Origin of the sequence: Bartonella sp. AP331QHHD (assembly GCF_042195905.1) — a bacterium.
In the GTDB taxonomy this organism is placed as follows: domain Bacteria; phylum Pseudomonadota; class Alphaproteobacteria; order Rhizobiales; family Rhizobiaceae; genus Bartonella.
In genome coordinates this window covers 104,605-117,498 of the sequence record NZ_JBHIPG010000053.1, presented here as the reverse complement: position 1 = coordinate 117,498, position 12,894 = coordinate 104,605, and the positions used below count along the sequence as shown (strand labels likewise).

The following is a 12,894-nucleotide window of genomic DNA, read 5'->3' as shown; positions in this document are numbered from 1 at the left end:
TATAGATGCGATGACTTTAAGCCTCTTGTAAGATTTTGCAAGACACCTTATTCATTTTTGACATTGTGAGCAGTAAAAACTTGAACGTCCAGCCTGTAAAATGCGCATAATAGGCGCTCCACATTCCAAACATTGCTTGCCTTCTCGTCCATAAACTGAAAAAGCATGCTGAAAATAACCAAGCGAACCATCTATATGCATATAATCACGTAAAGAAGAGCCACCAGACAAAATGGCTTCAGAAATCACATTGCGTATATTTTGTGCTAAAGAATCTGCAAATTCACGTGCACGTGCCGTTTTTGATGCCAATGTAAATGCACCACGTTGTGGAGACAAACGACTCCGCCAAAGTGCTTCACAAACATAAATATTCCCAAGACCTGCAACAATAGACTGATCAAGTAAAACACCCTTGAGAGACATTTTTTTATTAACAAAAGCCTTTTGTAAATAACGACCAGAAAACGAATTACTCATAGGTTCAAGACCTAGCTTATTTAAAAGTGGATGTTCATAAAGCTTATCCGTATCGACTAAAAGCATAAACCCAAAGCGACGCACATCATTATAAATAAGACGATAAACGTCACCATTCTTTGTCTGAATATCCATGACAAAATGATCATGTTTAACTAATTTACTTGACGCTGAACAAGCTTTTCTTAAAAAATCATTCTCTATACGCCATGAACCAGACATTCCTAAATGGCTTAAAATCGTTTCATCCTGAGAAAGATGAAATAATAAATATTTCGCACGCCGACCAAGTTCTATAATTGTTCTGCCAATAAGGCGCTCAGAAAAAGCCTCAGGAAAAGGAAAGCGCAAATCTCTACGATTAAGTTTGACAGATACTATCTTTGCATCAGTTACAACGGACTCAAGTCCACGACGAACTGTCTCTACTTCAGGAAGCTCAGGCATTACTCTTCTTTAATAATTATACACTTTCCAATCGTATCACTGATAAATTGACTTCTTCCCCCCTCAAAAAACGAAGACTTCCTCTACATCTACTAAACAAATTCTTGATGAGTCGATTTTACTTGGATTCCTACTCATGTGAATCATTTAACTAAAGGCTTTATGGACAAACCCTGCCTTGAATATATACCACACACTCTAAAATACTTAACGTATCAATAAAGCTTACATCCCACCCCACCTCAAATGACCGTGTTTTATGGTAACAAAATTAAGCCCATTCACCCTTACGAAATACAGGAACTCTTACACCATCTTGGGTAATGCCATCTATGTCAATTTCACCAGAACCAATCATCCAGTCAATATGAATGACACTTTTATTCCCACCACGTGCTGCAATCTCTTCTGACGTCAATGATGCCCCATCTAAAAAGCATTTGGAATAACACTGCCCTAAAGCAATATGACATGCAGCATTTTCATCAAATAAGGTATTATAAAAAAGGAGTCCACTCTTAGAAATTGGTGAAGAATGGGGCACAAGGGCAACTTCGCCCAACCGGCTTGCACCCTCATCACTTTGCAAAACCTGCTGTAAAACTTCTTGACCTGTTGATGCACGAGCCTCAACAATACGCCCGGCTTCAAAACGTACTTCAATATTATCAATCAGAGTTCCTTGATAGGAAAGGGGCTTTGTTGAGCGAACGAAACCTTCAACCTTATGAGCATGAGGAGTCGTGAAAACTTCTTCTGTCGGAATATTCGGATTGCAAATAACACCATTTTGAGCAACGGATGCACCACCATGCCATTCATGATCATCTGCCAAACCAACAGTTAAATCAGTCCCTGGCCCTGTAAAGTGTAAGGCAGAAAAACGCTGCTCATTAAGCCAAAATGACCGTTTCTTCAAATGTGCATTATGAACAGTCCACGCCTGCACCGGATCTTCTCCTGTAACACGTGAAGCAGAAAAAATTGCATCGGCTAATTTTTTAATCGCCTCATTAAGTGGTAAAGAAGGAAACATTGCCTCAGCCCATCCTGCTGTTGGATAAGCAACAATCGACCAATTCATAGCAAAATTTGATATTTGCTTGAGTGCCGGCTGGTAAGCTATTGAAGTGGCTTTATTTAAACGTGAAACCTTATCAAAATCCTGATTGGAAAGGAGCAAAGGATTATCACCAACAATCGCTAAACGCGCTGCCCCATTTTCAAAAGCCTTTGCCATTCCCTCATAAAGCCAAGAAGGGGCACAATCAAAACTAGCTGTATGGGCATTTTCAAACCGTGTAAGCGATAACATATCATCACTAAAAATTGGTGTAATGACACCAGCACCAACCTTATAAGCATGATATGCAATACGCCGAACAAAAGGTAACGCTGAAACTGGAGCAGTTAAAACAAGATCCTGCCCCTCTTGTAAATTCAACCCCACTTTCACTGTAATTTCTGCAAGACGATTAAGCATTTCAGGCAAAATTGTCTCATGAATATCAAAGTACATTACCAATACCCTTCTTTAAATAGAATGCGTTCTTTGTGTCGTCATATTATAAATTGTTTTTCAGATCCTTTGAGTTCGCTTTCTCTACGTATATTTATGCGTATCATTATCGCTAAAATTCACTTAATTCATAAACCGCAATGGGTATATCATCCTTCTTTGGTCATGAAAAACTTACTAGTTCCTGTGTCGTTTTTCTAACATTGCAACAATTGCATTTAACTGATCAGATGAAGGTAAAACCATAATCGTTTTATTTTCCTCTTTCCTAGCTAGATGTTGAGGTGCATAGGCAGGGATAGGAACTTTATCAAGCTGTACCATAGCAAAAGGCGCAGGATGTGCCATCTTGGACTGTGCTACTTCTGTCGAAGGAGATGTACTTTTCTCTGCCTTTACGCCCCTACTCTCTAAGCCTTCATCTATAAAGCTTGGCGCATGACCAGAACGTTCTTGAGCAAAAGCATAAGCAACATCATAAGGGCGATTATTTGTAGGAACTTGAAGCTCTCCATCACGTGATCGTTTTTCATAAAAAGCATTTCCCCCTGCAACCTGAACATAATGCATGTTTTTATACGGAAAAGACAAACCAGCGGTATGAAAAAACTTAGCGTGTTTAACTTTCTTATCTCGTTCACCCCGTAAAACGGCATCAGCCGCCTCTCTTACACGAGCAACAGATGCTTTCTCCGTCATAGGACGCGTTAAAACACCAGGAGCAAATTGCCTATATTGACCAACAACACCACAAATCGTCTTAGGATAGGCGGTTGAATTAACACGATTCATAACAACCGTTCCAACGGCAATCATTCCTTCACGGCTTGTGCGATTTGATTCAAAATACATCGCTCGCATAAGACATTGACGCTCTGTCAATGGATATGTAACCGCTTTTGTCTTATTATTATTTATTTTTCCAGCATCTAAATGACTTGAAGCACATCCCACAACAACTAACGGCGCTACACAACAGGTAACAAAAACATTCCAACGATTTTTTTTCATCTTATGCAACACATTCCTATAATCTCTGAGATATTCAAGTCTTGAAATGAGCTTTAAATGTATCTCTCAATAAAGTACATAGCTAATTGTTACCACTCAGTAAAATTTTAATACAAGAGGTAATCAAAAAGTATCTATGCAAAATAAAAAATAAAAAACTCTTAATTTACAGATCGATATTGTTATTCTTCATGGTTCAATATAGGCTATAATAACCCACACGTTTCAATTACAATAAAGTAACACTATCCACTTCTTCTACATACGAAAAAATAATACAGATATCCCCTTTAATATAAAATTTTAACAAAATGATCTGAAAGGAAATTCCCCTAGAAAACTCCCCTCCTGCCACAATACGAGTGATGATATCATCCAATATACAAATATGTCAAACCAAGAGTTAACAATCTGCCATGCTTCTCTGAAAAAACTCTTTGTTGCTTCTTTGTGCTTTGCCATAAAATGGTTATCTTATTCTTCTTATAGCTGCACTGTAAGAAAATACTCATATATCTACAAACTTATTTTATACATATAAGAAAAATTTTAATCTATTTTCTTCTCACCTACCCCAACTTTATAAGTAAGGTCATCGCGAGGACGATCAGAGGACATATGGTAACCCGTTATGATATAATGCAGCATTTCAGCAATATTAGTAACATGGTCACCAATTCGTTCAATATTCTTTAAACAAAACAGTAAGTGCGTACAAACCGTAATATTGCGCATATCTTCCATCATATACGTCAAAAGTTCACGAAAAAGAGAAGTATACAAAGCATCAATCTTCTCATCACGCTCACGCACCGCGTCAACACGCTCTAATAGGCGACTCGTATAAGCATTTAAGACTTCTTTTAATTGATTGAGTGCTAAAGCTGTAATTGTTTCAAGCCCATGATAAACAGAAGCAGATTGACGTATTTCTGAAAGTGCAACAGTCCTTTTAGCAATGTTTTTTGCCATATCCCCAATCCGTTCAAGATCAGAAGAAATACGAATGGCTCCAATAATTTCACGCAAATCGACAGCCATCGGTTGGCGTTTGCAAATAATAGCAACCGCTTTTTCATCAATGTCACGTTCTGCTTCATCTAAAAACACATCATCGGCAATCACTGTCGTTGCAAGTTGAAGATCACTACTCACAACCGATGCGACAGAACGTTCAATCATCCTTTCTGCATGGCTTCCCATTTCTGTAATCCTTACTCTTAAATATTTTAGTTCTGCATCATAAGAACGGACAGTATGTTTCATAGACATATCTTATACTCCTCAATTCACCTATCCAAAACGCCCCGTAATATAATCTTGCGTCCGTTGCTCTTTTGGTGAGGTAAAGATCATTTCAGTCGCACCAACTTCTACCAAATGCCCTAAATGAAACATAGCCGTATGTTGAGAAACACGCGCGGCCTGTTGCATGGAATGCGTTACGATAACAATTGTATAATTTTGCCGTAACGCATCGATAAGCTCTTCAATCCGTGCTGTCGCAATAGGATCAAGAGCTGAACATGGCTCATCCATCAAAATAACTTCAGGACTAACCGCAATAGCACGTGCAATACACAAACGCTGTTGTTGTCCCCCTGATAAACTTGTTCCAAGATCATGAAGGCGGTCTTTTACTTCTTCAAACAAACCTGCCTGCCTCAAACTCTTTTCAACTACATCATGCAATTCAGAGCGTGTTTTAACTAAACCATGAATGCGTGGACCATACGCAACATTCTCAAATATAGATTTTGGAAAAGGGCTGGGCTTTTGAAAAACCATTCCAACACGAGCGCGCAATTCTACAACATCAATCCGTGTGTCATAAATATTCTCCCCATCTAAGGTAATAAGACCAGTTGTTTTAGCGCCTTCAATCGTATCATTCATACGGTTAAAACAACGCAAAAAAGTTGACTTTCCGCATCCTGATGGACCAATCAAAGCAGTTACTTGATGTTCAGGAATATCAAGTGTAATACCGTGGAGTGCTTCTTTATCTCCGTAAGAAACCTTCACATCCTGACCGCGCATTTTAATCTTCATTACAAAAATTCACCTTACAAAAATCTTATCAAAGCTGTTGTTTTATTAAAATTACTGGCGGCGTTCAAATCGTCGACGTAAAAAAACCGCAGAAATATTCATGATCGCAAGAAAAATCATCAATACAATAATAGCACCTGATGTCTTTTCAACAAAAGCACGCTCTGCTTCACCCGCCCACATAAAAATTTGAACAGGCAAAGCCGTTGCTGGATCCATGGGGGTCGTAGGAATATTAACAACAAAAGCAACCATTCCAATCAAAAGCAAAGGAGCTGTTTCACCCAAAGCCTGAGCGACTCCAATAATTGTGCCTGTTAAAATGCCAGGCGCAGCTAAAGGAACAACATGATGAAAAATCATTTGTGTTTTTGATGCTCCCAACCCCAAAGCTGCAGAACGAATAGAGAGAGGAACAGCACGCAGAGCAGAACGTGTTGCAATAATGATCGTGGGAAGAGTCATGAGCGCTAAAACAAGACCACCAACAAAAGAGGCTGAACGTGGTAATCCTAAAAAATTAACAAAAAAAGAGAGTCCTAAAAGACCAAACACAATTGAAGGAACAGCTGCAAGATTATTGATATTAACCTCTATAAAATCTGTAAATTTATTTTTGCGTGCATATTCTTCTAAATAAAGAGCCGTTGCTATGCCTATCGGAAGGGAAACTAATAAAACGATGCCTATCATATAAAGAGAACCAATGATCGCAACACCTAATCCCGCAGTCTCAGGACGACTTGAAGCGCCAAATGTAAAAAAACCAATATTAAATGTTTTATAAAGCGTACCATCATGCGCTAAACGCTTTATCCATTCTATTTGTCGATTAGAAACTTTACGGTTTTTTTCTGCTACACGCAGATCAATCTGTCCCTTATAAGCAGAATCAATATCCGCAGATGCCAAAACTTTAACTTTTTGCATTGTGCCAATCAGTTTTGGATTTTTTGTCACCATTTCACGCAGTTGAACACGGACACCATTTGAAAACATACGGTTAACGTCCAAAAGAGAGGCTCGATCATTTTGATTGATATTAAGTTTCTTCGCTAAAGCATTGCGTACAAGAAGTGGATAATTCGCCGTCATGAGCACTTGTGGTTTTGTTTTACGTTGACCACTTGGATCAATGATCTTTTCATCCAAATAAATCGATAATGTCATTTCACTTTGAAAAAAAGCTGTATAACCCTGACTAATGATAGACCATAAAAGCGTAAATAAAAAAAATAAACCAATAAAAATGGCAATCAAACCATAGGCACGAAAACGACGTTCAGCCCAATACCGACGCTTGAGACTAATATTGCGACGAGGAAAAAAATCTTCATTCATTCATATTGTTCCCGATATTTACGCACAATATAAAGAGCTAGAATATTCATCAAAAGTGTCATAACAAAGAGCGTCATCCCTAAGGCAAAAGCCACCAGAGTTTGTGGAGAATTAAACTCAAAATCACCGGTCAATTGATTAACAATCTTAACAGTCATCGTAGTCATTGCTTCGAAAGGATTGAGTGTTAAATTTGCTGCAACACCTGCCGCCAAAACCACAATCATTGTTTCTCCAATTGCACGCGATGCCGTCAACAAAATAGCCCCCATAATCCCTGGAAGCGCTGCTGGTATAACAACTTTTTTAATTGTTTCAGATTGCGTTGCGCCTAAACCATAAGAACCTTCACGTAAAATGCGTGGAACAGCCGTAATAACATCATCCGATAAAGAGGAAACAAAAGGTATCAACATAATTCCCATCACAACTCCAGCAGTCAAAACACTTTGTGCCATAATAAAACTAACCCCGTCTGAGAGAGAAGCAGAGAGATCTCGTAAAAATGGTCCCACAACCTTCAAAGCAAAAAAGCCATAAACAATCGTTGGAATGCCAGCAAGAACTTCTAACAATGGCTTCACAATTGCTCGCAATCGCGCAGAAGCATACTCCGCCATATAAAGAGCTGAAAATAGTCCTATAGGTACAGCAAAAAGCATGGCAACAAATGCAATATAAAGCGTACCAGCAAGAAGCGGTATTAGACCAAATTGTCCTACTTCATCGCTGGAACCGCTCGCGGAAAAACGCGGATCCCAAACTGTTCCTAAAAAGAAATTTGAAAAGGATACAGACTGAAAAAAGCTTACTGTCTGAAAAAGCATAGAAAGCGCAATGGCTATTGTTGTCAAGACTGCAACAATAGATGCACAAATCAATCCAATAATAATAAAAGATTCAACCTTATTACGGGCACGTTGATGAGGCGCAATTTGCATCATTCCACAGATAAAACCAAAGGACGCAATAGCAAAAAGAAAAACATAACCTATAAACTTAAGCTTTTCAGAAGAGAATACCCACGACTGTGCTATTTTGAACACATCATCCGATGCTTCATCGGATAAAATCAATCCCTTCGCGAGTAATTGTGCCTGCACTTCCTTATAGGAAGCGGTAGAAAGATTCCCCTCAAAGCGATGAATCTTTTTGACGAGACTTCGAAGTGTCTCCCAAAGTAGATCGTGATTTACAGGCTCTGTTACATGCGCACTATACGCCCCCAGCTCTCGAGAGGCATTATATTCTAAATAAATTGTACTCCCAGCATCCCAAACAATTAAAAAAATAAAAGCTGGAATAACAGTAATCAAAAATGTCCACCAGCCATAATAATACGCACGAGAATGCATTTTATGTTGTCTGTATTCAAGAATGCGTGCTCGCATATAAGAAATACAAAAGCCACAAAATCCAAAAATCAATAATAGCAAAACAATGAAGGAAATGCGCATTTTATCTTTCAGTTTTTATAAAAAAATAGCACCCAAATTTCCTATCTCAGAAATCCAACAAATTTTCCCTGCAAATTATTTCAATGTCATTACTCGACCAGCAGAAAAATCAGAACGCTGTGCTTGACGTTCCTTTTCAGGAGAAACAATCAAACCATATTCAGCCAAAGGACCCTCTGGACCAATCATTTGATCAGAAAGAAAAAAATCAACATACTCTCGCAAACCTGAAATAATACCTAAATGTGCTTTCTTAATATAGAAAAAAAGCGGACGAGAAACCGGATATTGTCCACTAGAAATCGTCTCAACTGTTGGCGCAAAACCGTTAATATCGGCAACCTTTAGCCTATCAGCATTATTTTGATAAAAAGACAAACCAAAAATACCAACCCCTGTTTTATTAGAAATTAGACGCGCAAATGTTTCAGAATAATCACCATCAATATCAACCGCTTTTCCATCCTTACGTACCGCAATACAAGCAGTGTGTATCTCCTTATCATCCATTCCTAAAGACTTCATCACCTCAACTGCCCCACTCTCTTTACACCCCTCAGTAAGTAATTTTTCCTCAAAAACTTCACGTGTCCCATGCTTCTCCCCAGGAATATACGCTGCTATCGTCCAATCAGGAAGAGCACTATTGACTGCACTCCATTTCAAAACATTATTCGGTTGCAACTTTCCGTCTATAATAATTCGAGCAGCAAGGGCTTTATAAACATCTACTGGCTGTAATTTCCAATCAGGTCCCTTAATATCAGTTGCAAAAACAATGCCATCATACCCAATACGTATTTCCTCAACATCTTTTACACCAGCATCAAAACAAGACTGTAATTCACTCGGTTTCATTGCTCGCGAAGCATTAACAATATCAACAGTGTTCTCCCCAATACCACGGCAGAATTCCTTAATACCAGCTCCTGTTCCTCCCGATTCGATAACAGGAACCTTAAAATGGGGATAAATTTCTCCAAATGTTTCAGCAACAATCTTTTGATAAGGTAAAACTGTAGATGAACCAGTAATCTGTATTTGATCGCGCGCATTGCCTCCATTTGCTGACAGCAGTAGCGCAAAAATCAATCCCACTCCAATTGATAATACTTTGTTCATCTATAAACTCCCTAAAAATTGAAAACAAAGCCTCTTAATTTATATTATACGGTCATTCTAGTTCACATTTGCAACATAACAAATATAAAAAATAACATGGATCATTTTTTTAAAACCATGTTTTTGTCCTCTGTCAAATAAATTCATTTGAACGCTTGAACTCAATAACATCCCAAAACAAATGAGCAACATCCGTACCGCAGAAGCGTTTAATTTCACGAATTCCCGTAGGAGACGTCACATTAATTTCTGTTATATAATCTCCGATCACATCAATCCCCACAAAAAGAAGACCGCGTTCCTTTAAGGCTGGACCAATGCGTTCACAAATTTCATAATCACGTTTTGTTAACTCCACATTTTCCGCGCGACCTCCAGCATGCATATTAGAGCGCACATCTGTTTCTGTCGGAATTCGATTAATAGCTCCAACAGGTGTACCATCAAGCAAAATAATCCTTTTATCTCCTTTTCGTACTGCCTCTAAATAGCGCTGAACAATAAAAGGTTCGTGATAAATTTCTGCAAACATTTCTAACAATGATGCTAAATTGCGATCATCTTGTCTTAAATAAAAAATACCAGCGCCCCCATTCCCATAAAGTGGTTTAACAATAATATCGCCAAATGTCTCTCTAAAAGCTGTTATTTCTTCAATATCTTTGGTAATTAATGTTTCTGGCATCAGATCAGAAAATTCAGTAACAAAAATTTTTTCTGGACTGTTGCGTACCCATGCAGGATCATTCACAACGAGTGTTTTAGGATGAATACGCTCTAACAAATGAGTTGTTGTGATATAATTGAGATTAAAAGGTGGATCTTGGCGTAAAAGAACCACATCCATATCTGTTAATTCCGTACGAACAGGCTTTTCTAATCGATAGTGGCTTCCCTCTTTATCATGTACAATCAATGGCTCTAGTCGTGCAATCACACAACCATCGTATAGAGATAAACGATCTGGTGTATAATGGAAGAGAGAGTGTCCACGTTCTTGGGCTGCTAAAGCGAGTGCAAATGTCGTATCTCCTTGAATCCGAACTGTTGAAATATGATCCATCTGAATGGCAATTTTCATAAATAAATCCTCTCTATCCTAAAAGCAGACTGGTCTATGCATCATAAACTTAGTAAACAATAAAAGAACTATGACAAGAGAAAATTTATGACACAAGAAACAGATATAAAATTAAACAACAAAGAAATCGAACGCTATGCACGCCACATCATTTTGCCTGAGATTGGTGGTGCAGGGCAACAAAAGCTAAAAACAGCACGTGTTCTTGTTGTAGGCGCGGGTGGTCTTGGTGCTCCTGTCTTAACCTATTTGGCTGCCGCAGGTGTTGGAACCCTTGGAATTGTCGATAACGACATCGTTTCACTTTCCAATTTACAACGCCAAGTTATTCATAAAACAAATGCAATCAACAAAAGCAAAACAGACAGTGCTGAAACCACTATAAAAGCAATAAATCCCCATGTTGTAGTTAAAAAACACACCCTACGCTTAGATAAAAGTAATGTGGATAAACTGCTCAATGCTTACCACATCATTGTTGATGGAAGTGATAATTTTACCACACGCTATCTTCTCGCTGATCACGCTGCCCAATGCAAAAAACCTCTAATAAGCGGTGCTGTAGAACGTTTTAATGGCTCATTAACGGTCCTTATGCCGTATAAAGACAATAATCCTCACTATCGCGATTTATTTCCCACCCCTCCAGCTCACGGGACTATCCCAACATGCGCTGAAACTGGAATCATCGGTGTTTTACCTGGCGTTATTGGGACCCTACAAGCAATGGAAGTTATTAAAATGATCACAAACATCGGAGAGCCATTAGTAGGAAAGATTCTTCTCTATAATGGATTATTAGCGCAATTTAATATTATTACTTATAAACGCTCAAATTATAAAGAAAATACCATAGTTATTAAGAAGCTTGGAGAATCATGATTATGTCCTCTCTTCCACTAATTTTTAGCACTCTCGCAATATGTATTGAAATACTAATTAATTTTATCGCAAGTCATCGAAACATTGTAACCAATGAAACCTATTAAATTTATCACAAATATGGCAAACCTTTTGTGAAAAAATAATTCTCTATAATGGATTATCAGCATAATTTCATGTCATCGTCTATAAATGGACAGAGACTCGTGGGAACGCAGCTGCTATCAGTATTCTTGTGTAAAAAATTTTCGACGTAGATAAAAATACAATCAGCAGAACTCTATTCAACTATTTTACTATTCACACATAAAAATTGTTTCACATGAAAGTGCTTACTTCAAACCATAACCTATAAATAAATAATTTAAGTCATATTTTAGTGATCGATACTATAAAAGGTCAATGATCTGTCCGTACATCTCTAACCTCAAGAGAAAACGTCTATTCATCGAGCATCATAAAATGCAGCTTAGGATTATTGCACGTATAAGAACAATCAATTGTCTCTGTTCATAAGAAAAATACATGGGACTTGATGTAAAAGTACATAGGGATTGATGTGTATAGAAGGATTGAGATAAACCTCATGGAGAGCTTTAATTACATAATTATTGCATTCAGAAGCAGAAAGCTGCGGCTCATGAATTGATAATCCTTCAGCAATAATTTCACAGACAAGTATATGTAGAAAAAGTGAAGCACACAAATCTTGAAAACCAATCCACAGACGACAGCGTAAAGAGTGCATTTTTATAAAAGATCTCTTTAAAATAAGCGAGTAAATATGCAATGTTAAATATGTTCTGTTTTGCGTGAGGGGCGTTCCCCCCTAACAAAACATCAATAAGAGCTCTTTTTATAAAACTGTGAAACTAAAATTACAAAAAAATCAGACTTCTTTCTAAAATTAACATCTATGGTATAAGTTAATTTGGCTCGTTCGCTTTATTATTATCCATTGGTAAAGGAACAGGATGATCGGATAAACTGCGTAAATAAAGCAAGAGATCGGCACGATCTTGGTCATTTTTAATTCCACGAAAAGACATAATGGTCCCAGGAAAAGCTTCACGTGGAGAATGTAAATAACGATCTAACGTTACAAAATCCCATTTTTGATCAGAATGAGCACGTAATGCCCGTGAATAAGCAAAACCTGCTGCTGATGCCAAAGGGCGGTTAACAATCTCCCAGAGAACTGGACCAACACGCCCTGCTTCATTGCGCCCAGATGTGTGGCATATGGCACATTGGCGAAAAACTTTACGGCCATTTTCAAAATTGCCTTGTTGAAGGCGGCTATTTAGTGATAGGGAAACATCAGGTGCTTTTTGTTTTTCTTGAAATATATCATTCTTGGCAACTGTATGATGATATTGGACTGATGTAGGATGATCGTAAATTATATTGCTGAGTGTGGAAATCCCCACAATAGCGACCAGCACACATAAACAAGCACAAATAAAATAAATAAATCTCGAGCGATTCATAAAAACTCAAAT

Annotated in this window: 11 protein-coding genes; 1 reads left to right on the top strand and 10 read right to left on the bottom strand. The window is 38.0% G+C overall.

Annotated features, from left to right (window positions below):
- Window positions 1–51: 51 nt before the first annotated feature.
- The 9 genes from mutM to gshB all read right to left on the bottom strand — a co-directional run bounded on the left by mutM (window position 52) and on the right by gshB (window position 10,510).
- Window positions 52–927: a bifunctional DNA-formamidopyrimidine glycosylase/DNA-(apurinic or apyrimidinic site) lyase gene (gene mutM / locus ACFIMS_RS07150; RefSeq protein WP_375621213.1), complete on the bottom strand. Its 876-nt coding sequence runs from the start codon at window positions 925–927 to the stop codon at window positions 52–54.
- A gap of 271 nt (window positions 928–1,198) precedes the next feature.
- The gene (locus ACFIMS_RS07145; RefSeq protein WP_375639437.1) at window positions 1,199–2,446 is read right to left on the bottom strand and encodes an aminopeptidase; all 1,248 of its coding nucleotides are present in this window, start codon (window positions 2,444–2,446) and stop codon (window positions 1,199–1,201) included.
- 177 nt (window positions 2,447–2,623) lie between these two features.
- Window positions 2,624–3,457 carry a cell wall hydrolase gene (locus ACFIMS_RS07140; protein ID WP_375613326.1) on the bottom strand — a complete coding sequence of 278 codons (834 nt, stop codon included), beginning with the start codon at window positions 3,455–3,457 and terminating at the stop codon, window positions 2,624–2,626.
- Between the two features lie 549 nt (window positions 3,458–4,006).
- Window positions 4,007–4,729 carry a phosphate signaling complex protein PhoU gene (gene phoU / locus ACFIMS_RS07135; protein WP_375611791.1) on the bottom strand — a complete coding sequence of 241 codons (723 nt, stop codon included), beginning with the start codon at window positions 4,727–4,729 and terminating at the stop codon, window positions 4,007–4,009.
- A gap of 21 nt (window positions 4,730–4,750) precedes the next feature.
- Window positions 4,751–5,509, bottom strand: a complete 759-nt coding sequence (gene pstB / locus ACFIMS_RS07130) for a phosphate ABC transporter ATP-binding protein PstB (RefSeq protein ID WP_375632304.1) — start codon at window positions 5,507–5,509, stop codon at window positions 4,751–4,753.
- A gap of 51 nt (window positions 5,510–5,560) precedes the next feature.
- Window positions 5,561–6,850 carry a phosphate ABC transporter permease PstA gene (gene pstA / locus ACFIMS_RS07125; protein WP_375611793.1) on the bottom strand — a complete coding sequence of 430 codons (1,290 nt, stop codon included), beginning with the start codon at window positions 6,848–6,850 and terminating at the stop codon, window positions 5,561–5,563.
- A complete protein-coding gene (gene pstC / locus ACFIMS_RS07120) occupies window positions 6,847–8,307 on the bottom strand; it encodes a phosphate ABC transporter permease subunit PstC (RefSeq protein WP_375611794.1) in 1,461 nt (486 codons plus the stop codon). The genes pstA and pstC overlap by 4 nt, the downstream gene beginning before the upstream one ends.
- Window positions 8,308–8,382: 75 nt before the next feature.
- Window positions 8,383–9,429, bottom strand: a complete 1,047-nt coding sequence (locus tag ACFIMS_RS07115) for a PstS family phosphate ABC transporter substrate-binding protein (protein ID WP_375611795.1) — start codon at window positions 9,427–9,429, stop codon at window positions 8,383–8,385.
- Window positions 9,430–9,562: 133 nt separating this feature from the next.
- Window positions 9,563–10,510 carry a glutathione synthase gene (gene gshB, locus ACFIMS_RS07110; protein WP_375611796.1) on the bottom strand — a complete coding sequence of 316 codons (948 nt, stop codon included), beginning with the start codon at window positions 10,508–10,510 and terminating at the stop codon, window positions 9,563–9,565.
- 87 nt (window positions 10,511–10,597) lie between these two features.
- On the opposite strand from gshB, the gene ACFIMS_RS07105 reads away from it, so the two are divergent.
- Window positions 10,598–11,392: a molybdopterin-synthase adenylyltransferase MoeB gene (locus ACFIMS_RS07105; protein WP_375613322.1), complete on the top strand. Its 795-nt coding sequence runs from the start codon at window positions 10,598–10,600 to the stop codon at window positions 11,390–11,392.
- 926 nt (window positions 11,393–12,318) lie between these two features.
- Here ACFIMS_RS07105 and ACFIMS_RS07100 read toward each other — a convergent pair.
- Entirely contained in the window at window positions 12,319–12,882 is a 564-nt protein-coding gene (locus ACFIMS_RS07100; protein ID WP_375638368.1) for a c-type cytochrome, read from the bottom strand.
- Between the last annotated feature and the right edge of the window lie 12 nt (window positions 12,883–12,894).